The organism is Lentilactobacillus parabuchneri DSM 5707 = NBRC 107865 (genome assembly GCF_001435315.1).
In the GTDB taxonomy this organism is placed as follows: domain Bacteria; phylum Bacillota; class Bacilli; order Lactobacillales; family Lactobacillaceae; genus Lentilactobacillus; species Lentilactobacillus parabuchneri.
The window spans coordinates 38,833-61,729 of record NZ_AZGK01000011.1 but is presented as its reverse complement, the minus strand read 5'-3'; the positions used below and the strand labels follow the sequence as shown (position 1 = coordinate 61,729).

Sequence of the window (22,897 nt, the reverse complement as noted above, 5' to 3'; positions counted from 1 at the left end):
CGAGGCCGTTTTGAGTATGGTAAGTTAGCTGAGTAACGTTTAGCTTGTTGAAAAGGTGTAAGAAAAGAACCGTCCGATTGGCGGATACCTTTATTTAGATCTTTATTGATGCCTTTTTGTTCAATCAAAACGTGGGTTTTAGGAATATATCCATCAATGAAACTGGTCTTGTCGAGATGGACCTCATCTTCAAACTCTATGTATTGTGCTGGATCCTTGACCCCCAGGACATCCGAAAGCAAGGCTATCCAAAATGCCTGACTTTGGCCTTTTTCATAACCTTGTCCTTTCCAATCCTCACTAAACTTTTTGGCTGCTTTCTTTTGCTCTGCAACTTGCATGTCGGTATCTCCCTCAAGATAATTTGTATCTCTAGTTTATCGTATTATTGATGGCGTTACCATAGAGAGTGGCAACTAGTCATAACAGGGATTGCGTACTTGATAAAAGCAAAGTTTTATCAATTGAAGTTGCAATGAGCTCACATTATATATTTATTAATTGATATAAGAACAATCATGTTATGTTAAAATGAACTTGTGAATGGGCTTACAAAGCCCATGAATATCTATTCTTACACAAAATAATTGAGGGGTGTTTTCTATGGATATTAAAAATCGTGTGAAGTTTTGGAAGGTAATACAACAAACTTTACTTTTTACCGTGTTTATTGCTGTTTTTGGAACATTTATGTCACTCACCTTGCCGAATAAAGCTTCAGCAAATACTATTGGGGAGATGGCTGGATTAGATAGTGATATTTGGTACACCGCTAATGAAAGCGATACGCCACTTTTTGAAGGAAAACCAACCGCCACGCAACCTTTTTATTCACATTCTCTTAACGTTGATCAATATCATGATCTGATGATTCATTTTAAGGTAACTAACAATACGGGAACAATTCAGCCTGTAGAATCATTTTTATATACACCAATATACTATACGCATGACTTTGTTTCCGCCTATCCTTATACTTCTACTTCATTAACATTTGATACTTCACGAGCAAATGAATTGAGTACTCAAGTCATTGGAAACGATGGAGGAGGCACATTTAATACAATGTACGTCGAATCGTTTAATGACTACGCCACAACTCTTGACATTACCAAACCATTAGGTGGAGTGCTACAGGCTGAGGGGCTTGGACATTACACCAACTTGGCTGATAAGGCCAGCTTGGAAATTTCAATTCCGTTAAAAGTAGCTAATGATGATTATAACTATAACGATCCAAGTAGTATTCCATTTGCCATCACTCAGGGTCTTGCTTTTCATGCGCCAACTTGGGATTGGACGTATCAGTACAGAAGCTTGACTGTGAGACCATATAAAGGCCTGCTAGTTTCAGATTTTAATTCTGCAGATTACAACAATTTGATAGGTGCAGACAAATATAATGGAATTACCAAGATGTTCTATGATACTAGCGGAATCTATGCAGATCAAGATACGAATCCAATTGAGGAAACAGACCATTCTAAGGCCACTGTTGATTCAATTGTTCCAACTACTACACCCGGCCAGTACACGGTAACATACACCTACAATGGAGTTACTAAGAAGGTCACTGCCACATTAAAATCTTATATAGATGCAAAGGATTTCACCGTTGGTTATGGCAGCAATTGGAACTCGCAGAAGTTCAATGGTGTTACAAAATTAACTGATACCAATGGCAGCTCGGAAACTCCATCAGATAGTAATGTCACAATCACAATTAAAGACTCTCAGGGCAATACTGTAAATAGTATTGATACGACTAATGCAGGCGCAGTCTATGCAGTTACCTACAAGAACATTAATGGTGATTCCAAGACCGTTAAAGTAACTGTTGGTCAACGTGGTTACACTCCAAGTAACAACGGTGGGAATTCTTCAAATAACAACAACGCAAATAATAACACTGGTGGTAACTCCGGCAACAACGCTTGGAATCCATCAAACCCAAACAATCCCAACGGAACCGGCTTACCAAACTATGCTGCCGTTAAAGGTTCAGCAGTATATGCAACGAAGAAGATCTACATGTACAAACACGGCAACTTCAAGAAGTCACAACGCGTTGCCACTTATCCAAAGCAAAAGCGAATTAATCGGCCGATGTTCGTTGTAACTGGATACACTCGTTCAAATGGCGGCGCATTACGATACAAAGTTCGTGACGTCAACCATCACAGCAAGACTGCTGGGAAGCGTGGTTATATCACAGCTAACCGCAAGTATGTTGTGAGAGTTTATTATCAATCAGTACCCAAGAATAAACTGATCACTGTTATTAATCCTAAAGGTGTTCATGCCTACAAGAACAGGAATTTAACTAATCGAGTTAAGCATTACAAGAAGGGTTCACACTTACGCGTTAAGAAGATTGTTAAGTGGAACTTGACCACTCGCTACGTTTTGACAAATGGGCATTACATCACAGCCAACAAGAAGTTGGTTATTCAAGGTAAATACTAAAATAAATAGATGCAAAACGTAAAAAGATCCCCGACACAAAAATGCCGGAGATTTTTTTTGAGTTCATAAAATGATGATTTTATTATGCTTGAATAAAAGATGGATTTTATTATTACAGAATCTTATACTTAAATTAACTGTTCTGAACACATGTCAACAGTTAATTTGGGTATAAGAGGGCTACATAATGAAAAAGATCAAGCTATTGTTGGGAACTATTGCAGTCATTGGTGGGTTGTTTCTTTTCAGTGGACAGACCACATATGCATCAACGACACATTGGGATCGTGCGCCTAAAGCATTAAAGGGCGAGTGGCAAACCGCAACTCATAAGACACCCAAAAAATATAGTAACTCAGAGAATAGATATTATTGGAAAAATCTGGAAGTGACTAATAAAATATTTCAATTAAATACCTTTATGTTAAATAAGCATAAGGTACATGACTATGAAAGCGGGCCCCATGGTGCATACAGTCATGTGTATTCATTGGCTTTTGAAAAAGTGAGTTCTCGACGGTATTACGTTTGGGGATCCATGCTTAATTATGGCAGTTCAAAAGCACAGGCCGGTTTCGGCATTGTCCTTTCACATAGCCACAAGCATCTCAAGCTGTACAGTTTTAAAGCGAAAATGAAACATGGATACGTAGATTTTACCAACCGTCATTATGAGGGATATTATCGTCGTGGCATGAGCCATTAATTATAAATGGGAGCCCAATCAAGGATTCCCATTTATAAGTGGATGTAAATCTAACAATTATCAAAAAACTTTCACTGGTTATAAGATATTCATTTTATCAAGTTCTGATAGCAGTATAATTAGATTATTAATCAACATGAGGGGTTAATGAATAATTGTTGGAGGTTACGTATATGAAGAAATGGAAAGTATTGTTGAGAACTGTAGCTCTATCGCTGGGATTAATATTTGCGATCGGTAGTTCGAATAATGTAAGTGCAGCAACTTGGCACAAAGGAACTCCGAAAGCATTGCGGGGAACATGGAAACGCGGAAGTGACAACGGCAACAATAAGTGGATGATTTACCAAGTTTATAAAAGTTCTTATGTATTTGGTTGGATGGGAATGTCCGCAGAGAAAGTTACTGGAATAAAGTATCGCGTACTTGGGAATTTTAAGTATGAATTAGTTGGACATGGTCATAAAAATGGATTGTACAATGGCGGCAAAGAAACTATTCGAGCTAGCCGACATGGAAATATCATATACAGCACAATACCTAATTACGTTTACAGGCACCACTATTATAAGTTCAAACTCAGCAAGCCAAAGGCTAAACCTTTATACAAACGTTATCCATACACATACAAAGTGAAAGTTAATCAACCTGTAAAAGTTTATAAAATCATTTTTGGGAAATATGATTATTTGAACCGTAGTGAATATTATTCGACTTTGCAAAAAGGACAAGTTGTCAATACTGTGTATGGCGGAATGAATGGCTTTTACTGGCACATTGGCGGTGGGAGTTTTGGGCCATTAACATTAACTAATCAGCGCTATGGATTCAGCGTAAACTGGGCTTCACATGGTGCATTCACCGTCTTAAAAACATACAGATAAAAAGTAAGAGGTAGTCAAATGAAAACTAAAACAATGATCGCAACTGCACTACTAACCGCAGGATTAGGAATTGGTGCTGCATGTGCACCTGCTAACCCCGCCCGTGCTGAGGCTGTTTATTCATGGGTTCGAGGAACATGGCACAATAAACATTACATTTTCAAGATTACTAAAAGAACTGTAAAAACCAAAAATAGATATACAGGTGCGTATAAAAAGTATCGGATTCAGCAATTTTTGGGAACGCATGATGTATGCTATATTTATACATCTCATGGTTATAATAAAGGATTTGCTGTTGAAGGGATTGGCAATAATCTTTATATTGGTAAACTTCATGGACCAGCTAGCAGCGGTCATATGAGTAAGTTTTATAAATAGAATTTGAATTTTATGCTGTTAATAGGTTATGAATTCATAAATGGAGGATAAAATTGATTAAGTTTAAGCAAGCTTGATTGGGCTTTGCTCTGACAACTGGGCTACTTTTCTCCTTTAACCAGCCAGCTAAAGCTGCTAAAGTTCATTATAACCATGTTCCAGCTGTACTCCATCACAACTGGGTTTCACCATTATACAGAACTCCTAAAAACCAGAGGACTCCTTATAACCAATATTGGCACAGAATTCTTAGTCCCACCAATACAAGGTTTCAACTTGAGGGGGTTGTATTAAATAAAAATTTTGGAAATAATAGTAATAGTGGGCCTCTTGGAGCGTTCAAGGGATACTGGACTTTGGGATATCAAATGTTGGATTGAAGTCAATAAGTGAGACAGGTTTTAAGAGAGATCAAGAGCCACCTACCTTTTCAGGCAGATGAGAAAGCAGGAAGCTACAGAACAAAATGACAGTACAACAAAAAAAGGAACTCCAGATTGAGTTCCCCTCTGCTCCTACAACATAGATTGCACCTTATTTCATAATCATTGATTCTGGCAATATCCATTGCTATCAGGCGAACGCTACAACTAAGTAACTTTTCCTAGCTATGGTTCAAATTATTATTCGGCTTAATAGCTTTCCAAGACTGATAGAGCATAAATAATGTTAACTACTCCAGAAACTAGTCCAATAATGGCAATCGTTTTGTTTGTGCCACTTAAGTGTCGATTAAGAGCCAGAATTGAAAATACTACTGCAATGATACCAACAACTCCCCAAAAATTCAGGAGCCAAGAAATTCCACCAAAAACCACACCAAGTAGTGCAAAATGATCTAATGGTGCTTTAACTGTAGAATTGCTGGTCTGTGTACTTGCATGTGTTTCTGAACTTGATTGATTATTCACTGTGGATTGAGGCCTTCCAGGATCACTAACCTCTAGCTGGGCCCCACACTTTGGACAAAACCGTGCCGCGGCTGAAATTTTTTGACCACATTTAGAGCAAAACTTAACTGAGTTTGGTTGTTCTGAATTATTCAACACTAACTTCCTCCTTAGATAGAATGCCGGACCTATACACTCAATATCACCTTGACTTGAAACAACTGATACGTCAGTACACTAATTTGTTTGTCCATGCCCCCCAGTCACCCGTTACATACTTCATTTTTGTAAAGTAGCACCAAGTACGATAAGGCGGTTTCCTGTCTAACCCGCCATGGTGATTAGTGTGGTCAAAATATTCTAATCCCCAGTACCTTTTATGATTTGCTAGTGTGAAATATCTTGGCCTTACAGTTTCGACATCAAATAGACTGTCCACCCCCTGAGGGCCAAACGTGTATGCACCTTTCAAGTTGGCACGACGAATAAAATAAGTCTCGTTTACAAATCTCTGATAGTACCAGTGGCGACTGCCGACTTTTCGGTTATATTCATAAACGGCGTGTTTCGAAAAATGGAGCTTGTAATAGTACTCGCCACCAAATGCATCGGTATGAGTTGAATACCAATTATGAGCCCGTAACACCTTGGGATTGGTGTAGATCCTGGCATGAACATCATTTGATTTAGTGAAGAGCATGCTCCCTATACAGCTAGCAGAGAGCACCATGAACGATATTATTTTTTTCAATTGCCTTTAACCTCCCTAACCAAAACAGTCATTTTTTATAATACTTTTCAAAAGATAACCGTTCTTTAAAATGTAGTCGATACTTACTGGTTGTCATCCTCATGTACTCCGATTGCCTCTAGCCAATATGAGTTGTTGGAAAAATCATCAGTTTTAATTATGTACACGTAATGATTTTTGTACTTAAAGACATAATTACCATGACGTTTATTTTTCATGACGAATACTCGTTCAACATTAGTGTCCGTGTAGTCACCATTATTATCTTCACGGACGGAAGCAAGCTCCATATCAGCTGGAATACTATCATCATTTGCCAACGCATACCCCATCACTGAATCAGCATTCTGATACCCCCGTGGTTGCCACGGACGTTCCTTGGTAATAAAGAAAGCCCCAATCACAACCATAACAGTAATTACTTTCCGGCCCGTGCTTAATTTGTTAACATTACTTCTCCCTCATTTCTTGAATTGATGACCACACTGGGGACACCAATTAGCATCAGGACTCACCTTGGCATTACATTCCGGACAAACCTTCTTTTCTTGCCCATTCTCAATAACTGAGACTGACTTAGGCTTACTAGTTGAAGAAGGCGGCATAATCTGATTGGAAGATTGCTCGCTGTTCTTAGACTTATCAGGAAACAGCACATCTAAAATTAAAAAAATAACCATTCCAATAAAAGTTTTCGTAATAAAACCATAATATGGCATCATCATAAAAATAAGCCAAACTATTCCAAACTTCACCCAACCATTCATTATGTACCACCCCGAAAATTGTTTATAATTACATAACTTCATTTTAATCCTAGCAATCACCCCTGACAATAGGTACTTGTATCAATTTATGAACATACTATTGAAATTCCCTTTTGAATTTCATCCCCCCGTAAAGTCTGATATACTATTAGTTTCATTCAAGGCCTTTTTTCATACATAAAATTAAAATTTTAAATCAATCGGCTAGAATTATATATTGGCTTTAGCTCAATTAAATAAATTCAAAGATTCTTAGTTTCAACAAAAATGATAGTGGTATAATTAAATTACTAATTTGTTGACAGCGTTAACTAATAGTAAGTGAGGGGTTTGAAATGGGAATACTTGTCATCGTTGTATTTGGTATATGTGCCATTTTTTATTTTTCAAAAGGAAAGAAATTTGCTGCATGGGGTAGTATTTTTATTGCTTTAGCTGGGGTTGGAATGGTAAATTCCTCATCAGGTAGTGATTCAAGTCATGAATCATTTCTTAGTAGAATAGGATTTTCATATCCGGGATATAAAAGTCCGAGAAAGGCCCTGACGTTTGCTGAAAAGCATGATGCTGTAGACATTGCGGTGGGGACAATTGATGATACTGATGACATGGGACCAACGGATGGTAATTCTGTCTATATTTTAAAAAACACAAAGAAAAACGGTTATACTTTTAAGCACGATGGAAAATATTTCTACTTGTTAGAACGTATTACTGATTACGATGGCGATACCTATCACTATCAATACGACGCAATTCCTGTCAATTATAAGAAGAAGGAAATACCAGCAAAATACACCAATGTTGATACATCGTGGGATGGTGGTTACGGTAGAGAGTCTCTTGGGGATTCATACTCAACGGCTGCAAGATTCAACTGATAATATGTAATTGTGAACAATCAAAGATTAATCATAGATGTAAAGCCGTCCGATGAAATCGAATGAGTCGTTGAATCAAATAATCAACTTACTGTAAGCAAAGCTTCCCCACAAGCTAGCAACTTTTTTGAGAACGGCTGATGAACAAGAAAATAAATATGGCAGCGTGAACACTTCAGAAACCAACTGGAGAAATGATGTGGGTTCCGAAAAGGCTAGACTACGTGCTCTGATTACTTATCAGTCGACACGATACAAACCCTTTTCAGCCAGTCGGTCATCGTATAGGGATTGCCGTCCGTTTATTACCATCCCAGAAAAGTTGCGAACGCATCAAATAAAGCATTACCTCTAATGCAGTATCGATTATCGAACTGCCTTTGCCAACCATGTTAGCTAGCGTATGCTGGACCGATTCTTCATCAGGGACAGGCGGAACATAGCTCACGCCACCAATTTGAATCGAACCTGTTCGGAGTTGGCCCCACTCGAGCGATTCATCCTTCGCAACCAAGCCATTGATCTTTTTGATGGTTGAAAGATTAAAATCAGGTACTTCACTAATAACATAGTTCCAAGCATCCCTCAGGTTGGACACAACGAGTTGGTCATCATCTGAAACGACGTGAAGCGTGTTTCCCTTTATCAACTCCTCCACTTCGCCGTATGAGGCTTGAATATCTTCAAATTGTGCTTCTGAATAGATCAAGTCAGCCAAGTTAGCTTTAACGAAACCAACATTGTTCTGGATATCTGGTTGGCGCGTCATTTCCATTGACCTCCCATTCTGTGGACCTTCAAAAATTCAGCAGTTTCTTAGCACTTTAACCATTTTTCGGTGAATTTTCGGTGAAAAAAATAAGAATCCCTGATCTACCAAGGATTCTTACGCAGTTTATGCGTCCCCCGAGAGTCGAACTCGGATCATGAGGACCGAAATCTCATGTGCTATCCATTACACTAAGGACGCCTTACATCATCTAATTATAGCGGTTACTGCATAATAATACAACCGCTTCGCCTATGAAAATTCACGGGCGACCCGATCGGCTTGATCTTCCAAGTACCACATCAGCTTGTCGCCGTCTTTTTCGAAGTCGGATTCAAATGAATCACCAATTGGTGGAATCGATTTGAGCAGCTGGTTATTGAGGCCAAAAACTTGAATCTCCTTGCCAACTAATTTGCCGGTGTCGTAGTGTCCCTCTTCTGCTTCATCCAAATAGCCTTGAAAGGCATCTTCAATCACCTGCTTCATGAGTCCGTCCCTGGTTGTTTCCGGGTGGCGGGCTTTTTCGATGGCAAATTTATCTTCAAATTCACGGATATTTTCTGGGTAATCTAGGGACATATTTGTACCTCCAATAATTTCATTACTGCCACCATTATAATGCAGGAATTTCACAAAAAGCACGTATATTATTTATAGACGACCAAATTCCACACATTGTCCTTGCATTTCCCCTCTGAATAGTTGAACATATAGGGTGTGAAGTGCTTTCATCATCATGTTGGGAGGTAATATCATGACACAAGCAATCACGGTTGAAGAATCACGTGAATTAGATGATAAAACAATCAATAAAATCGGCATCCCTTCCTTAGTTCTAATGGAACGGGCCGGGTTAAAGATTTATGAAAATATGTTGGCGAACCCGGATCTGGACTTAAGCAACGTCCTCATTCTGGCTGGAACCGGCAATAACGGCGGCGACGGTCTGGTTGTTGCCCGCCTATTGGCCACTCACGGCTACAAAGTATCAATCTTAACCGTTGGCAATCCGGATCATGCAAGTGCTGACCACAAAGCCCAGGCCCGCATTTGTGACTATTACCAAATCCCCAAGGTCTTCATGGATGCCAATTTTGACAAATTTACGACGCTGGTGGATTCCTTATTTGGCAGTGGCTTGTCACGCAATGTTGGCGGGGATTACGCTACCGTGATCGACAAAGCCAACGCCTCGGCAGCCAAGATTCACGCTGTCGACATCCCCTCCGGCTTAAATGGCGATACCGGTGAAGAAATGGGGACCGCCATCAAGGCGACCTCAACGTCGACCATCGCTTATCCCAAGGTGGGTATGCTCAAAGAACAGGCCAAACCATACACCGGCACGATTTACGTCGATGATATCGGTATTTACCGCGGGAATACGTTTGAAAATGAATAATTATTAATATAACATTAACCTAACGAGAATTTTCTCATACTATGGAGGTGCCAAAATGGCTGATAAGAAAACCCAAGGCTATATGAACGTTCACGACGCCGACCCGGACATCATTGTTGACCTGAAGTACGCAACCAGCGATAATTTTACCCACCAAGTCGTTTATGATTTTGACCAAGCGATTTCTCGAATTGATACCGTCAAAAAGCTTGCCCAGGCAAGCAAGGCGCTAAAAGACAAGGGTTATCGCATCAAAATTTGGGATGCCTATCGTCCGACTTACGCCCAAAAACGGCTGTTTGACGTCTATCCCGACCCGATTTGGGTAGCCGAACCGGATCCAAATTTTAGCCACCAAAAGGGCGTAACCTTTGATTTGACACTAACTGACAAGGATGGCAACGACATTGAAATGCCAACTGCCTTTGACGACTTCACCGGTGCTGCCAAGCGCAACGAAAAATCATCATGGACACCGGCAGCCCAAAAGAACTACGATATTCTTAATGAAGCCATGCGACAAGCAGGTTTTGTCGGATATGAAAACGAATGGTGGGACTTCCGCGACTCGGACGCAGACGCGTTTGGACCTCTAGAAGTCGATCCAAAAGATTACTAAATCAGATATTAGGAGTATATGATATGAAAGTTGGAATTATTGGTGCTGGTCCAAGGGGGATTTTATTGACCTCCCAGTTGTTTAATCAATATAAATATCACAGTGACCAAACGGAAAAACTGTCGATTACCCTGTTTGACCCGTATGGCATTGGTGGCCGCGTCTGGCGAACGGATCAATCAGACGAACTGATTATGAATAGTGCCGCTGATCAAATCACCCTGTTCACCGATTCGTCCGTCAACATGTCCAGCAAGGTCTATGACGGCCCTTCTTTATTCGAGTGGGCCAGAAGTGATGATGCCAATCAGTATTTGGCCAAAAACGGCTACTCGTCTGATATCATCGCCGCGGCCGCTCAGGTACAGATTAACGGCTATGCGCCACGCGTTTTATTTGGCGCCTACATCAAGTGGTTCTACGAGGATCTGATTAAACAGCAGCCAACTGAAATTTCAACTTCTGTGATGAAATCACAAGTTGTCAGTCTGACTTATAACGATTCAAAAAAGCCAGTCATTAAGACTAATGAGGGCACTTATACATTTGACAAAGTGGTCATGAGTCTGGGCCAACAGGAAAATTACCTCAACGACGACGAACAAAAGCTCGCCTCCTATGCGCAGGATAATGCCTTGACGTATATTGCCCCAACTCATCCCGGTGATGCTGATTTAAGCGGCATTCCGGCTGGCGAGCCCGCAATCATCCGCGGTTTAGGCCTCAGCTTCATCGACTATATTTCTGAACTCACCCTCGGTCGTGGTGGCCATTACATGCAAAATGAGGATGGCAGTTTATTCTACCAGCCATCTGGTCGCGAACCGCGAATCATCGCCGGTTCTCGTCGGGGCATGCCGTACTATCCAAAACCAATCAACGAAAAGGGCTACGGCGAATGTGCGGTTCCAAAGTTTTTGACGCAGGAAAACATTCAAAAGAACTTAGTCGACGGCAAGCTACCCTTTGACAAATTCATGGACCTTTTGCTTTTAGACTTAAAACTCGTCTTCTATAAGTTGACCATTAACGATAAATATCCTTATAAGAGCGCCACTGAATTTGAACAGGAATTCTTAGCGAACGACGATAGGGCAGCCGTTCTCAAAAAGTTTGGTTTCGAAGAAGAAGATGTCTTCAACTGGGACTTTATCGTGAACCCATTTAAGGATGTCCAGGCCGTTGGAACTGAAGACTACCAGTCAATTATCATCAATTGGCTGAATCAGGAAGTCGACGATTCACTCAAGGGGTCTAAGACCGGCCCGCTAGCCGCTGCACGAGATCTTCTCAGAGATTTTCGCCCAGCATTTAGGGAAATCTTGGCTAACGATTATTTCACCGATCAAGATGATGCCGAAAAATTCTGGGGCGTGCTGGATTCGACGATTAACTTCTTAATCATGGGACCGCCGGTTGTTCGTACCAAGGAGTTATCAGCCTTGATTCGCAGCGGGGTTGTCACAATTTTGGCACCGGGAATGGAAGTCAAGGGACAAGATGGTTGGTTTGTGACCGCCGCTCCTAAACGTAATACGGATAAATTCCGGTCGGCAACTTTAATTGAGGCCCGGGTACCAAAGGCCAACCTCGACATCTCTGCCAACCCGATTCTAGAAAGCTTAGTTGATGCCAAATTGGCTCGAACACACCAACTCCACATTGGCGATAAAGCTGTCGCAATTAATGCGGTCGACGTTGATCAACAAACCGATCAGTTTCTGGACGCAAATGGCAACGTTCAACCAGACGTTTACATTTGGGGCGTGCCACTGGACGGGTTGCGCTACGTAACCAATGCCGCACCTCGCCCAGGTGTGAACGACACCAACCTGCAGACCGCTGACAAATTGGCAGCGCAGGTACTGGGTTTGCCAGTTGCGGATAATGTTGAAATGGATTAGGCAATATAAATAAAAGGGATAAAGATGAGCAGCATCACTCATCTTTATCCCTTTTATCGTGGGCGCCGGAGCCTAATCAGGTCTCATTGCTCACTAATTTTTGACATTCATAAACGACTTATCCGGAATTCGAATTAAGCTGAATCGATCAGCTTGTCGTCCTGCATGTAGGCCGATTCCGTTAAAGAAGTCTTTTTTATACGTGGTGGTAACCGTTGCGACCCAGGCATCTTGGTACCTGGTATCCAGATGATCCAACCACTCTTTGTTCCACTTATAGGCTTCAGCTTGGATATTCAAATTACTCTTTCCATACACCACAGTCGCATTTGTGCTGTCAACCATGTACTTGCCGCCATCGACATAGTAGGTGTAATTTTGAATCGGTTTGCGTCCGTTACCATTTGAAACCGTCACATAATCGGATTGATCGGCCCGGTAGCGAATAATCAACGGCTTGTATGAGTAACTGGTAGTAATCCGGTTTTGATCCATCTTCTTGACGTCTTGGAAAAATGTCGCGTAAGACATCCCCCAGAGAAATAACAGGAAAATGGCTAATTCACCAAACGAAATCCAAAAATTGTGCCAAGTGAAGCTCTTTTTTTCAGTCACGATAAGCCGAAGCCGACGGGCCCGCATATCGTGAATAATGTATGCAAAATAAACAATGAGAAGAAGCCAAAGCCCCATCCCAACTAAATTCCAGGCGGATTTCATAATCATTCCCCTTTTTACTATTATTGGTTTTAGTTTACACTATTATGAAGCAGAGTGCGAGTAGGAGCGGGAATAACCGGAGCCTAAGTTGGGTTCGCCGGAAATCGAGTTTGATTTCTGGTGGAGCCGACTTAGGTGCAGGTTGTTGCTCCTACGAACACGTTTAGTGCGAGTCAAGCCGGGAGCTTCCGAGCATTTATTTAATTAGGGGTTTTAGTGCGAATTTTGCACTGGAACCCCTAATTGGATAAAGCGGAGGAAGCTGGCTTGAGTAGCACGTTTAGTGCGAGTCAAGCCGGTTCGTAACTCACCTGCACAGCATTTCTCCTCATACACCCGCAAATTCGTGTTATATTTGAGTCGTATCTTGATAACCAGACAATCAATCACGAGGTGACCACAATGTGCACCAGCTTAACGCTGCAAACTTTAAACGAACACGTTCTTTTAGCACGGACCATGGACTTTCCAGTCAAAGCGGCATGGAAGCCGGTTTTAATTAACCAGCCATCTTATGTAACCGCTTTATCTGGGACCCGTCCCATCAAATATCCTTATATTGGTGGCGGCCGCACTGAGGGGACTGACAACATCTTGGTCGCAGACGGCGTCAACACCCAGGGACTTAGCTGTGCCGAATTGATGTTTCCACTCAAGGCCCATTACCTGGATGATCCAGTTAACGACAAATTAAATCTAACGCCCCAAGACTTCCTACCATGGGTGCTGGGCGAACACGCCTCCCTTGATGAAGTCAAAGAAGACCTCGACAACATTGTCATCATCGGGAAATACTGGATGGCCGGCGAGGAGGTCTTTGCGTTTCATTGGATTTTGACCGACAAATCCGGCCAAACACTGATCATCGAGCCGACTGTTGACGGCTTGGAAGTCATTTCTGATTCAATTGGTGTGATGACCAATTCGCCAACCTATCCGGAACACATGGCTCGCCTGGAAAAAACGCTTGGTGTCACTAACGAAAATGCCTTAGCGACCAAATCCCAGGAAATTATCATGAGCCAAGACCTGCCTAAAGCCACCAACACGCCAACTACCCGATTCCTGGTGGCTGCGGTCAACAAGCTTGGCGCTCAGGAAAGCCGGACCCAATTCGAAGCGCGCAACCGATTATTTAATGTCCTCGATGACGTGTCAATTCCTTACAAGCCGTCCATGGACGACCACCCGAACTTTAACTACACCCACTACATCTCGGTCCTCGATTCAAGCGACCAGACGTATTACTTCAGATACCACGACTCTGATCAGGTCTTCAGCTTTTCGCTGCCGGATCTCCTCTCCCGTTACCCAAGCGCCAACCGATTTTTAATTTAAATAGTCATTAATCTTTTGCTGGACCCCTTGGTCATTATTGGAATATTCAGTCGTGTTTTCAACTTTTTGCAGTAACTCCGGCGCCGAATTTTTCATGGCATAACCGTCTCCAGCGGCATTAATCATTTCAAAATCGTTGTCGTTGTCACCAAATGCGGCGACATCGGCCCAGCTCAAATTCCAGCTGTCAAGTAACATCTCAACGCCAGTCAATTTATCGGTCCCGTCAACCATGATATCCAACCCGTTCATCCCGGAAGAAATGGCGTTCAATCTGCCACTAAATTGATGGTTAAATTCATCTTGGAGTTTGATGACACCGCCCTCTTCCCAAGTGATGTCAATCTTATAAATCGAATCAAATACGAGCCGTAAATCGGCCATTGATTGCATATTCTCATAGAAATATTTAGACGCAACAAAGCGGTCGGACTCACTGGGCAGGTTACAGTAAGTGCCGTTTCTGCCGACCAAAATCACCTCGGCGCCGGCAAAACTGGGCTCGGTCAAAATCCAATCCAAGGCTTTTTTCAATACCAAATGGTCGATGATTTCTTCGTGAATAATCACGCCACGCTCATCGATAACTAATGCACCGTTGTTACAAACGTACGAAATTGGGCCGGAAACGTCCTTAAATAAGCCTAATAGGTGCTGATACTGATTACTGCTGGCGGAAATGAAGTGCATCCCCTTTTCCCCCAGTCGATCCAGTTGTGTTTGAAATTGATCGGCATCAAAGGCACCGTTATCATCCAAAAATGTCCCATCCATGTCACTTGCAATCACTTTTACCACAGTTGTTCCTCCTCAATTTTTATGTCGATAATCGTTACACTATTATTGTAAAGGTCTCGTTTCGTTTGTAAATTAATTTTATATCTTGTATACTAAATTTGATCATACAACTATCTGGGGTGCCTACTTGGCTGAGAAAAACCCATCGAACCTGATCTGGACAATACCAGCGAAGGGAGCATGTTCCGTTGTATTTAGATGGATAAATTGCAATTAGATGACTTTTTGAGGCCAGGGCAAAACATCATAGTTTTGTGCCTGGCCTTTTTGTATGCTCAGCTAAGGACTTCCTGGTCAAGAATCGATTGGTCAAATCTTATTTGGAGGTCTTGTTATGGATAACAAGAGTCAAGTTTCCGGCGGCAAAAAGCAAAGCCAATGGACGCTTCGAAACATTATTTTAATCGCTTTAATTGCTATTTTTACCGGTATTATTTTTTGGGGAGCAGGATTTCTTTACACTGCCCTGACCGTTGCCCTGACCCCAATTGGAATGGCGCCATTCGCAAATGATTTGCTGATGGGCCTTTGGTGCATGGCTGGTCCATTAACTGGATTTATCATCAGAACGTTTGGTTCGGCATTTCTTGGTGAATTCTTAGGGGCTGCCGTTGAAGTATTTCTCGGTGGTCAATGGGGTGCAGGCGCCTTTATTTCCGGCTTGGTTCAAGGAATTGGTTCCGAACTTGGTTTCGCGCTCACCGGCTACAAACGTTACGACTGGCTTGGCCTAAACGCCTCAATCTTTACAACCGTTGTCATTACGTTTGCCTGGGATATGATCAAGAACGGCTATAACAAATTCGGCTTGCCATTGCTCTTAGCCTTATTCATCACCCGTTACATTTCAACCTTCATCTTCGGCGGTGTCTTAACCAAGATGATCGTCAAGCTCTTGGATCGTAGTAAAGCAATCAACTTATAAGCTATCGAGGTTTTAATCATGACTGACGTTTCGATTAACCACTTCACTTTTCATTATCCAGAAAGCGACGTGAAAGTCTTAAACGACATTAATTTAACATTCAAGAGCCACCATTTCTCCCTGCTGTCCGGCCCGTCCGGCAGCGGGAAATCGACTTTGCTGTACTTCATCGCTGGCCTTTATCCAAGGTTTATCGGTATCGACGCCACTGGCAGTATCAAATTTGGGGATACCGACATCAAAGACATTCCCAGGTCAAAGGTCAGTCAGTCGGTTGCAATGATGTTTCAAAACCCCAACCAACAATTTGCCATGGACACGGTGATTCACGAAATGACCTTTGTCTTGGAAAACTTACGGCTTGAACCAGCCACAATGGACGATATTATTACCCGGGCGTTGGATTTTTGTGGCATCAAACAGCTTCGCGGCCGAGTGATTAACACGTTATCCGGTGGTGAAAAACAACGGGTCGCATTGGCCTGTATCGTGGCCATGGATCCGCAAGTCATTGTGCTGGACGAACCATTTGCCAGCATTGATCCCGACTCAAGAGCAGACCTGATCGACAAACTCAAGATTTTGCAGGAAAAACATGGCAAAACCATCATTTTGGCCGACCATGATTTAACCAGCTACCGTGATTTGATCGATGAATTCTATTACTTGGACCCGGATTCCCACCACATCAGTTTATTGGACGATGAGCAGGCAGAACACTTCTTCAAGAATTTCGAATCTACCCAAACCATCAACAAGCAAGTTCCAATTCCAAGTGGCGACGCCAACGCCATCATTCATCTGAGTGATTTCAAATTAGCGCCTCACGGAACGGATTTGTTAACACTGGGAAACTTCCACTTCTACAAACAGAAGACAACTTTGATTACCGGTGCCAATGGGATCGGCAAGTCGACGTTGTTTAACGCGTTAACCAAGCTGCTGCCTTACGATGGTACGATCACGTTTGATGGCAAGGATATTAAGAAAATTCGGCCGCTGCCGTACGCCAAGAACGTCACCTTACTGTTTCAAGATGCAGAAAATCAATTTCTCAACATCACCGTCAAAGAAGAAATTGACTTGTCGCTGACCAACCGCACAAACACCGATTATACCCAAGAAGATGTGGACGACATGCTCAAACAACTGGACATGGACGGCAAAGACGATCGCATCGTTTATTCTTTGAGTGAAGGTCAGAAAAAGAAGCTGCAGATTATCGAAATGTTGATCATGAACCCACCGGTTTTGTTGATGGATGAGCCGTTTAAGGGTCTGGATTACCGCTCACTTGAGACGGTGGTCGGCTTCTTGAACCGGGCTAAAAGTCAATTCTACCAAACTCAAATCGTGATTTCTCACCAGTTATCCGGGTTGGATGAGCTTGTGGACTATCACGCAACCTTTAAGGACCAAAATCTGGCTTACCAGGAGGTTATCAAATGAATCCTGGAATGAAATTATTACTTGTAATGATCATTGCGCTGGAAATTTCGTTTACCCAGAGCCTGACCGTCAACATTATTCTAATCGGCGTCAGTTTGATTTATATCTTATTGCAACGGGTGCACATGAAAGCCCTGTTTGGCTTGCTGTTTTGGCCACTCTTCCCAGCACTGGGCCTGTTTGTTTCCCAATGGCTGTATGGGAGCGCCGGTATCCACTTTGCCTGGATCCTGTTTACCCGGATCTATGCCTACGTCTTTTTGGGAGCAACGTTCACGTTAACCAGTAGTATTACCGACCTATCATTAACGTTGGAGCAGGACTTCCGCTTGCCGGCAAAATTTGCCTACGGTGTGTTGGCAGCCTTTAATCTGATGCCAAAGATCACCGAAGAGATTCGGATTATCAAAACGTCGGCCTTGATGCGTGGCCAAGCCCTGCACTTCTGGTCACCAAAGCTGTACTTCAAGTCGATTTTATCCTCAATTCAGTGGTCGCAGAACTTGGCGGAAGCTATGACCTCACACGGATTTGTCGAGGATCAGGCTCGTACCCACTACAAGGTTATTCGCATCACGGCAATGGATTGGATTTTGTTTGTCGGCCTGCTGGTGATTGTGCAAGCCCTCTTATACTTTCTCAGATACTAAGCGCTGATATTCCAACATTTTCTTTTTTGCTTTATAATCAAATTAGAGAAAGTTAAAGTTGGAAGAAGGCGTTTTTTTATGCGGGTAAATCAATTTGCGTTTGCATTTGGTATTTTTGCACTGGTGGTCGGGGTGATTGTTGACATATATGGTCTGGTGACGCAGTTCGGCTCAATGGATAGTTCCCAGGTTGTCCTGATTGGCAGCATCATTTTAGCGATTGGATTGGCATTTTTGTCGCTGCCCAACCGTTTGGAGCGGTACTGCGGTCAACTCGTCGTTGGATTAGGCTTATTATATTATTTTTACATCCAAACAAATAAGATCTGGGTGGCCGTCATCATCGCGTTAATCGCCATGGCGTTAATGGAATATGGGCTAAAGCATCGTTAACATGTGTCAATCTGTCAATTATTGGTATAATAAAGTTATGTAGACGTCAGAAACACGAATTTTGATGGAGGAGATTATGATGGCAGAACAATTTAGTACTTTAGCTGAAGAAATTATTAATTATCAAAAGAAGAACGACATGCCGGATACTGCACTCGCTTTTAATTTGCATATCTCAGTCGAACGCCTCCACAATATAAAATCAATGGAATCGGATCCAACACCGGATGAGAAAAGAACGATAGAGCAGTTTGTAAGATAAAGAGTGCGACGAGCAACGGGTGAGACGGTTTCTAAGATAACTTTGATTGAAGCCCTGCTTTTGGGGCTTCGATTAAAGTTATCTTAGAAGTTAGTCTCAGTTGCGTCGTCCACAGGACTAGACGCTGCACTTCGTTTACGGTCGTCGGAGCACGTTGCAACCAAGTAAAATGAACCACAAAACTATCACCAAGGGGCGTCGCCCACAACACAAGGCACCGCGACATTCAACTCAATCATGACACAAACCCAAAAGAAGGACCGAAACGAAAAAATCGCTTCAGTCCTTCTTTTTGTGCTTTTCTGCCGCTTTTTCCGCCCGATACCTGCTCATCCCCTCTTTATAGGGATTACCGAACAGATGGCTTAATGCCGCCCACGTCTTATTGGGTTTGACGTCCTCATCCTTCTTTGGCAGTTTCTTGCCACAATTTGGACAAACGACGTCCTCGGGATTTAACTTCGCACCACAATACGGACAAAATGAAAATTCCTGCTCTGCCATTTTGCTTACCTCGATTGTTGCTTGCCTTTGTTACGATTGGCATTTCGTTCACGTCGTTTTTCTGCTTCAGCTTGTTCCTTTACGGCATTAGCTTGACGAATCTGTTCAGCCCGCTTCTTTTTGGCTTCATCTTCCGCCACAATTTGGTTATGCATGATATTCATCCGGTGGGACAAGAAATTCCAGCCCCCGATTAAGAATAATGCACCGACGACCGAGTACGGAAACGTCCACCACGGGAAATAACTGCCGTTTTTAAAGACCATGGGACCAAGAAAATTATAAACAGCCATCAAAATTGCCACCAGAATTGTCATCTGGAGGGTATTAACCAACCATTTTGGTAATCTAAAGCCCTTCTTTTTTGCCACAACATTCACCCCTAATCAATTTCATTTTCCGTCAGAAATGCTTTGAAATAGTCAAAAGCCATCTCACGGATATTTTCAATTCCAACCTGCTTAATCGGAAGCTCCCCATCATCATCGACATCCAACAATTCTACGTTTAAGACCCCGGTTTTTAAATTAATTGAGGTTGGATAACCGACAAAATTGTCCTCGTCGGCGGTTTCAAACCGGATCAGCTTTTGATATTGGATCGATTGAGTCACGATGTAAATCAAAATATTATCAGCATTATCAAATGCCCGATCGGCGTTCAGCACCGGTAACGAGAAGTGCTTGCTGTCCTTATTTGCTTTAACAAATTTGGCAATCACACGCAGGTAATCAGAATCCGTAATGATCCTGGCAATATCATCATACCGAATCCAGACGTATCCGCCAAATCGGCCATTCATGTCAACCACCATCATCACCAGTTCCTTTGGATTACTGGAAATGATTTGGCCAACATAGAAGTATTTACGGTCATCGTTGGTATCGATCACCACCCAGTCGCCACTTCGGCGTAAGTGGTCCACCTCACTGCGAAACTGGTCGGGATCTGAAATAATTTCATTTTCAACGTGATTTTCCGGCTTGACCATGTCGAGCACGTTTTGAAGAAGCTGGAGTTCCGTTCCGCCAAATTCAATTCCGCGAATATCGTCAAATTTAATATTAAAAATTGGCCGCTTGGAAAAATCAAATTTGTTAATGTTGGTAAACGTCAACCCATCTTCTTGGACATCGCTAATCAAGCCCTCATTGTACTTCAACTTGCCAGCCTGCTCGGTGATAATCAACGAAACCCGCTTGTTTGTCAGTAACGTCTGAATGACGCGGTCAAACAGCGAATCACTCATCTTAATCGGAAGGTCAAAAGCCGGCTGGGAATTCAGATGATGTTTTTCGTCAAACTCGATTCGCTGCTGCATATTGGCTAAATCATAACTGTCAGTTTCAACCGATTTAACCGAAGAAATCTTGAGATAGACTTCGCCGTCTTGAATGCCATAGTCGTTATACGTCAACATGATAAAATCTTGACTGCTTAAAAATTGGATGACACCGGTATAAACGATGTCACTGTCGTTTTGAAATGCATTAATCAGCTGCTCGTCGATTTGGGCGGTACGCAGCTTGTCGTATAGAGTTTTCAAGGTGTCACTTCTTTCTTGGGTGGGATTCTTTTAGGGGGCAAGGTAGTCTAAACGTGCTCCGACGACCGCAAACGAAGTGCAGCGTCTAGTCCTGTGGACGACGCAACTGACACTGCGATCTAAGACCCTCTAATTAAAATCCAAAACCAGGATTTCAATTAGAGGGACCTTAGCTCTCCGACGGCTGTGAAACCGCCTAGCCTACTTGGCGTGTCAAAACGTTGCTCGTCGCACTCTACGAAAAAATGTGCTCCGCGAACCAACTTCCTCCGCTTAATCCGATAACTAGCTGTTCCCCTATTACCTAGTGGAAACGCGCTCCGACGCAACTGAGACTAACTTCTAAGATAACTTTAATCGAAGCCCCAAAAGCAGGGCTTCAATCAAAGTTATCTTAGAAACCGTCTCACCCGTTGCTCGTCGCACTCTACGATATTGCATTACTCATAAATTCCCTTAACTCATCTCCGACCATATTATCACTCAATCCGACTAAAAGCTTAATCCGCGCCTTTTGGCCATTCAAGCCCTGACACAGAATTGTGCCCATCTTTTTGAGTTGGATTCCGCCGCCCTCATAATCATAAATATCCTGGGCGACACCGTTATAACATCTCGAGACCAACACGATCGGAATATCATTGTCAATCAGTCTTTGAATTGCCGGCAGTGTCTGCGGCGGCACATTTCCCGCTCCCAGTCCTTCAATCACTAATCCCTTGGTGCTTGGATTGTTAACTGCATCAAACAGTGCACCATCCATTCCTGCATAGGCCTTGATGAGATAAACGCCTTCCACAACCTTATTAATATCACAAACTTCCGTCTGGATTAATTCCTGGAAGTATTTTGCCTTGTTTTGCGTTACAATGCCAATTGGTCCAAAAGTCGGCGTTCTAAAGGTTGCGACGTTAGTGGTATGGGTTTTGGTCACAAACCTGGCTGTATGGATCTCATCATTCATGACGACCAACGCGCCCTTACCGTAGGATTCATCGGTGGCAGCCACCAGAATCGCGTTTCTGAAATTGTACAACCCATCCGAGCCGATTTCATTTGACGACCGCATCGCCCCGGTCACCACCACCGGAATCGTGTTCGGCAACGTTAAATCCAAAAAGTACGCCGTTTCTTCCAGTGTATCGGTTCCATGGGTAATCACGACGCCGTCAACACCATCATCAATGGCTTTCATAATCCGCTGCTTAATTTTTAACATCACTTCCGGCGTGACATGAGGGGATGGCAGGTTAAACATTTCATCGGTAATCAAGTTAATTTGGCCCTTTAAAATGACCTGTTCTTCGGCGATTGGGTTTTCATCATTCGGAACCACTTCGCCCTTTTCATTTTGAGACATCGAAATTGTCCCGCCCGTGTGAATTGCTAGAATTGTTTTCATTAATTTCATCCTCCATCAACCTGTTAATCTATACCATTGTACCGTAAAATGGAACATGAATAACTATCAATCAAGAAAGAAGTCACAGATATGCCAAATTCCGACAGATACTACACGCCGCGGGATTCAAAAGACGCCATGCGACAAATCGAAAAACTGTTTAATAAATACAAAGACGCACCAATCACCCAAGAACTCGTGGACTACCATCAGAATTTGGTGAACCGTTTAAAAACCGACATCATGCAGGCCGCTCAAAGTGAAAATGTCCCTGCCCGAATTGAATCGATCAATTCAATGATTGCCGTCATGGAACGCTGGCTCAAAGTTCGATTGGCCGGTAACCCATTTAACGGCAAGATGAAAAACTTCCAATTTGTTGGTGATGACGCACTCCCGAAATTTAAGCGCCACGTCCATAAAATGAACGGCAGTTCCGGCCACCGGTCATCCAGACATTAATCGCCGACTGTCTAGTCAATTTCCT

28 protein-coding genes, 1 tRNA gene and 1 riboswitch are annotated in these 22,897 nt (G+C 42.6%); of the genes, 15 read left to right on the top strand and 14 right to left on the bottom strand.

Going from position 1 to position 22,897, the window contains the following annotated elements:
• Positions 1-341 (bottom strand): type IIL restriction-modification enzyme MmeI (locus FC51_RS09510; protein WP_338092702.1); only part of this gene is annotated, 341 nt, incomplete at its 3' end.
• A gap of 397 nt (positions 342-738) precedes the next feature.
• Here FC51_RS09510 and FC51_RS12575 point away from each other — a divergent pair.
• The 4 genes from FC51_RS12575 to FC51_RS09490 all read left to right on the top strand — a co-directional run bounded on the left by FC51_RS12575 (position 739) and on the right by FC51_RS09490 (position 4,437).
• On the top strand, positions 739-2,466 hold the full coding sequence (locus tag FC51_RS12575; RefSeq protein ID WP_225355069.1) for a DUF5776 domain-containing protein: 1,728 nt from the start codon (positions 739-741) through the stop codon (positions 2,464-2,466).
• Positions 2,467-2,653: 187 nt separating this feature from the next.
• A complete protein-coding gene (locus FC51_RS09500) occupies positions 2,654-3,172 on the top strand; it encodes a hypothetical protein (RefSeq protein ID WP_057910599.1) in 519 nt (172 codons plus the stop codon).
• A gap of 173 nt (positions 3,173-3,345) precedes the next feature.
• Positions 3,346-4,056, top strand: coding sequence for a hypothetical protein (locus FC51_RS09495; protein WP_057910600.1), 711 nt, complete (start codon positions 3,346-3,348; stop codon positions 4,054-4,056).
• 18 nt (positions 4,057-4,074) lie between these two features.
• Positions 4,075-4,437, top strand: a complete 363-nt coding sequence (locus FC51_RS09490) for a hypothetical protein (protein ID WP_057910601.1) — start codon at positions 4,075-4,077, stop codon at positions 4,435-4,437.
• Between the two features lie 632 nt (positions 4,438-5,069).
• Here the strand turns inward: FC51_RS09490 and FC51_RS09480 are convergent.
• From FC51_RS09480 to FC51_RS09465, 4 genes are all read right to left on the bottom strand, one after another.
• Entirely contained in the window at positions 5,070-5,483 is a 414-nt protein-coding gene (locus FC51_RS09480) for a zinc-ribbon domain-containing protein (protein WP_057910603.1), read from the bottom strand.
• Positions 5,484-5,556: 73 nt separating this feature from the next.
• A complete protein-coding gene (locus FC51_RS09475) occupies positions 5,557-6,027 on the bottom strand; it encodes a hypothetical protein (RefSeq protein WP_138491141.1) in 471 nt (156 codons plus the stop codon).
• Positions 6,028-6,161: 134 nt separating this feature from the next.
• Positions 6,162-6,488, bottom strand: a complete 327-nt coding sequence (locus FC51_RS09470) for a hypothetical protein (RefSeq protein ID WP_057910605.1) — start codon at positions 6,486-6,488, stop codon at positions 6,162-6,164.
• 51 nt (positions 6,489-6,539) lie between these two features.
• Entirely contained in the window at positions 6,540-6,845 is a 306-nt protein-coding gene (locus tag FC51_RS09465; RefSeq protein ID WP_057910606.1) for a zinc ribbon domain-containing protein, read from the bottom strand.
• Positions 6,846-7,180: 335 nt separating this feature from the next.
• On the opposite strand from FC51_RS09465, the gene FC51_RS09460 reads away from it, so the two are divergent.
• Positions 7,181-7,726 (top strand): hypothetical protein, encoded by a 546-nt coding sequence (locus FC51_RS09460; RefSeq protein ID WP_057910607.1) that lies wholly within the window; start codon positions 7,181-7,183, stop codon positions 7,724-7,726.
• A 277-nt stretch (positions 7,727-8,003) separates the two neighbouring features.
• On the opposite strand, the gene FC51_RS09455 is transcribed toward FC51_RS09460, so the two are convergent.
• The 3 genes from FC51_RS09455 to FC51_RS09445 form a co-directional block, all read right to left on the bottom strand.
• Complete coding sequence (locus FC51_RS09455) at positions 8,004-8,495, bottom strand: Fic family protein (RefSeq protein WP_057910608.1); 492 nt, start codon at positions 8,493-8,495, stop codon at positions 8,004-8,006.
• 129 nt (positions 8,496-8,624) lie between these two features.
• Positions 8,625-8,696 (bottom strand) — tRNA-Arg (locus FC51_RS09450).
• Positions 8,697-8,747: 51 nt separating this feature from the next.
• A complete protein-coding gene (locus FC51_RS09445; protein ID WP_057910609.1) occupies positions 8,748-9,077 on the bottom strand; it encodes a hypothetical protein in 330 nt (109 codons plus the stop codon).
• 175 nt (positions 9,078-9,252) lie between these two features.
• Here FC51_RS09445 and FC51_RS09440 point away from each other — a divergent pair, with 175 nt between their 5' ends.
• Genes FC51_RS09440 through FC51_RS09430 form a run of 3 tightly spaced genes read left to right on the top strand, consistent with a single transcriptional unit; the run spans position 9,253 to position 12,423 of the window.
• Positions 9,253-9,900: an NAD(P)H-hydrate epimerase gene (locus FC51_RS09440; protein WP_057910610.1), complete on the top strand. Its 648-nt coding sequence runs from the start codon at positions 9,253-9,255 to the stop codon at positions 9,898-9,900.
• A gap of 55 nt (positions 9,901-9,955) precedes the next feature.
• A complete protein-coding gene (locus tag FC51_RS09435) occupies positions 9,956-10,519 on the top strand; it encodes a M15 family metallopeptidase (RefSeq protein WP_057910611.1) in 564 nt (187 codons plus the stop codon).
• Between the two features lie 23 nt (positions 10,520-10,542).
• A complete protein-coding gene (locus FC51_RS09430; RefSeq protein WP_057910612.1) occupies positions 10,543-12,423 on the top strand; it encodes an FAD/NAD(P)-binding protein in 1,881 nt (626 codons plus the stop codon).
• Between the two features lie 93 nt (positions 12,424-12,516).
• Here the strand turns inward: FC51_RS09430 and FC51_RS09425 are convergent, their stop codons facing one another.
• A complete protein-coding gene (locus FC51_RS09425; protein ID WP_057910613.1) occupies positions 12,517-13,143 on the bottom strand; it encodes an LVIS_2131 family protein in 627 nt (208 codons plus the stop codon).
• A 402-nt stretch (positions 13,144-13,545) separates the two neighbouring features.
• On the opposite strand from FC51_RS09425, the gene FC51_RS09420 reads away from it, so the two are divergent.
• Positions 13,546-14,481, top strand: coding sequence for a linear amide C-N hydrolase (locus FC51_RS09420; RefSeq protein WP_057910614.1), 936 nt, complete (start codon positions 13,546-13,548; stop codon positions 14,479-14,481).
• Here the strand turns inward: FC51_RS09420 and FC51_RS09415 are convergent.
• Entirely contained in the window at positions 14,473-15,279 is an 807-nt protein-coding gene (locus FC51_RS09415; protein ID WP_057910615.1) for a Cof-type HAD-IIB family hydrolase, read from the bottom strand. The two genes, FC51_RS09420 and FC51_RS09415, sit on opposite strands and share 9 nt — an antisense overlap.
• A 105-nt stretch (positions 15,280-15,384) precedes the next feature.
• Positions 15,385-15,474, top strand: a riboswitch (TPP riboswitch).
• A gap of 139 nt (positions 15,475-15,613) precedes the next feature.
• On the opposite strand from FC51_RS09415, the gene FC51_RS09410 reads away from it, so the two are divergent.
• The 5 genes from FC51_RS09410 to FC51_RS09390 all read left to right on the top strand — a co-directional run bounded on the left by FC51_RS09410 (position 15,614) and on the right by FC51_RS09390 (position 18,958).
• Complete coding sequence (locus FC51_RS09410) at positions 15,614-16,204, top strand: ECF transporter S component (RefSeq protein ID WP_057910616.1); 591 nt, start codon at positions 15,614-15,616, stop codon at positions 16,202-16,204.
• A gap of 18 nt (positions 16,205-16,222) precedes the next feature.
• Positions 16,223-17,653, top strand: a complete 1,431-nt coding sequence (locus FC51_RS09405) for an ABC transporter ATP-binding protein (protein ID WP_057910617.1) — start codon at positions 16,223-16,225, stop codon at positions 17,651-17,653.
• Positions 17,650-18,303, top strand: a complete 654-nt coding sequence (locus FC51_RS09400; protein ID WP_057910618.1) for an energy-coupling factor transporter transmembrane component T family protein — start codon at positions 17,650-17,652, stop codon at positions 18,301-18,303. Before FC51_RS09405 ends, FC51_RS09400 begins: the two co-directional genes overlap by 4 nt.
• A gap of 78 nt (positions 18,304-18,381) precedes the next feature.
• On the top strand, positions 18,382-18,696 hold the full coding sequence (locus FC51_RS09395) for a hypothetical protein (protein WP_057911272.1): 315 nt from the start codon (positions 18,382-18,384) through the stop codon (positions 18,694-18,696).
• Between the two features lie 76 nt (positions 18,697-18,772).
• Complete coding sequence (locus tag FC51_RS09390) at positions 18,773-18,958, top strand: LBP_cg2779 family protein (protein ID WP_225362376.1); 186 nt, start codon at positions 18,773-18,775, stop codon at positions 18,956-18,958.
• A 279-nt stretch (positions 18,959-19,237) separates the two neighbouring features.
• On the opposite strand, the gene FC51_RS09385 is transcribed toward FC51_RS09390, so the two are convergent.
• From FC51_RS09385 to FC51_RS09370, 4 genes are all read right to left on the bottom strand, one after another.
• Positions 19,238-19,462 (bottom strand): zinc ribbon domain-containing protein, encoded by a 225-nt coding sequence (locus FC51_RS09385; protein ID WP_057910621.1) that lies wholly within the window; start codon positions 19,460-19,462, stop codon positions 19,238-19,240.
• 5 nt (positions 19,463-19,467) lie between these two features.
• Positions 19,468-19,833 (bottom strand): hypothetical protein, encoded by a 366-nt coding sequence (locus FC51_RS09380; RefSeq protein ID WP_225355085.1) that lies wholly within the window; start codon positions 19,831-19,833, stop codon positions 19,468-19,470.
• Between the two features lie 11 nt (positions 19,834-19,844).
• On the bottom strand, positions 19,845-21,008 hold the full coding sequence (locus tag FC51_RS09375; protein ID WP_057910622.1) for a hypothetical protein: 1,164 nt from the start codon (positions 21,006-21,008) through the stop codon (positions 19,845-19,847).
• A 427-nt stretch (positions 21,009-21,435) separates the two neighbouring features.
• Positions 21,436-22,419 carry an asparaginase gene (locus tag FC51_RS09370; protein WP_269466396.1) on the bottom strand — a complete coding sequence of 328 codons (984 nt, stop codon included), beginning with the start codon at positions 22,417-22,419 and terminating at the stop codon, positions 21,436-21,438.
• 81 nt (positions 22,420-22,500) lie between these two features.
• Here FC51_RS09370 and FC51_RS09365 point away from each other — a divergent pair, with 81 nt between their 5' ends.
• Positions 22,501-22,872, top strand: a complete 372-nt coding sequence (locus FC51_RS09365) for a hypothetical protein (protein WP_057910624.1) — start codon at positions 22,501-22,503, stop codon at positions 22,870-22,872.
• Positions 22,873-22,897 lie beyond the last annotated feature (25 nt).

Coding starts and splice junctions, on each gene's coding strand:
- FC51_RS09495 (WP_057910600.1), top strand. CDS start 3,346: ATGAAGAAATGGAAAGTATTGTTGAGAACTGTAGCTCTATCGCTGGGA.
- FC51_RS09405 (WP_057910617.1), top strand. CDS start 16,223: ATGACTGACGTTTCGATTAACCACTTCACTTTTCATTATCCAGAAAGC.
- FC51_RS09370 (WP_269466396.1), bottom strand. CDS start 22,419: ATGAAATTAATGAAAACAATTCTAGCAATTCACACGGGCGGGACAATT.
- FC51_RS09410 (WP_057910616.1), top strand. CDS start 15,614: ATGGATAACAAGAGTCAAGTTTCCGGCGGCAAAAAGCAAAGCCAATGG.
- FC51_RS09365 (WP_057910624.1), top strand. CDS start 22,501: ATGCCAAATTCCGACAGATACTACACGCCGCGGGATTCAAAAGACGCC.
- FC51_RS09475 (WP_138491141.1), bottom strand. CDS start 6,027: ATGCTCTTCACTAAATCAAATGATGTTCATGCCAGGATCTACACCAAT.
- FC51_RS09470 (WP_057910605.1), bottom strand. CDS start 6,488: ATGGTTGTGATTGGGGCTTTCTTTATTACCAAGGAACGTCCGTGGCAA.
- FC51_RS12575 (WP_225355069.1), top strand. CDS start 739: ATGGCTGGATTAGATAGTGATATTTGGTACACCGCTAATGAAAGCGAT.
- FC51_RS09465 (WP_057910606.1), bottom strand. CDS start 6,845: ATGAATGGTTGGGTGAAGTTTGGAATAGTTTGGCTTATTTTTATGATG.
- FC51_RS09460 (WP_057910607.1), top strand. CDS start 7,181: ATGGGAATACTTGTCATCGTTGTATTTGGTATATGTGCCATTTTTTAT.
- FC51_RS09395 (WP_057911272.1), top strand. CDS start 18,382: ATGCGGGTAAATCAATTTGCGTTTGCATTTGGTATTTTTGCACTGGTG.
- FC51_RS09455 (WP_057910608.1), bottom strand. CDS start 8,495: ATGACGCGCCAACCAGATATCCAGAACAATGTTGGTTTCGTTAAAGCT.
- FC51_RS09500 (WP_057910599.1), top strand. CDS start 2,654: ATGAAAAAGATCAAGCTATTGTTGGGAACTATTGCAGTCATTGGTGGG.
- FC51_RS09445 (WP_057910609.1), bottom strand. CDS start 9,077: ATGTCCCTAGATTACCCAGAAAATATCCGTGAATTTGAAGATAAATTT.
- FC51_RS09435 (WP_057910611.1), top strand. CDS start 9,956: ATGGCTGATAAGAAAACCCAAGGCTATATGAACGTTCACGACGCCGAC.
- FC51_RS09400 (WP_057910618.1), top strand. CDS start 17,650: ATGAATCCTGGAATGAAATTATTACTTGTAATGATCATTGCGCTGGAA.
- FC51_RS09390 (WP_225362376.1), top strand. CDS start 18,773: ATGATGGCAGAACAATTTAGTACTTTAGCTGAAGAAATTATTAATTAT.
- FC51_RS09420 (WP_057910614.1), top strand. CDS start 13,546: ATGTGCACCAGCTTAACGCTGCAAACTTTAAACGAACACGTTCTTTTA.
- FC51_RS09425 (WP_057910613.1), bottom strand. CDS start 13,143: ATGAAATCCGCCTGGAATTTAGTTGGGATGGGGCTTTGGCTTCTTCTC.
- FC51_RS09385 (WP_057910621.1), bottom strand. CDS start 19,462: ATGGCAGAGCAGGAATTTTCATTTTGTCCGTATTGTGGTGCGAAGTTA.
- FC51_RS09490 (WP_057910601.1), top strand. CDS start 4,075: ATGAAAACTAAAACAATGATCGCAACTGCACTACTAACCGCAGGATTA.
- FC51_RS09430 (WP_057910612.1), top strand. CDS start 10,543: ATGAAAGTTGGAATTATTGGTGCTGGTCCAAGGGGGATTTTATTGACC.
- FC51_RS09440 (WP_057910610.1), top strand. CDS start 9,253: ATGACACAAGCAATCACGGTTGAAGAATCACGTGAATTAGATGATAAA.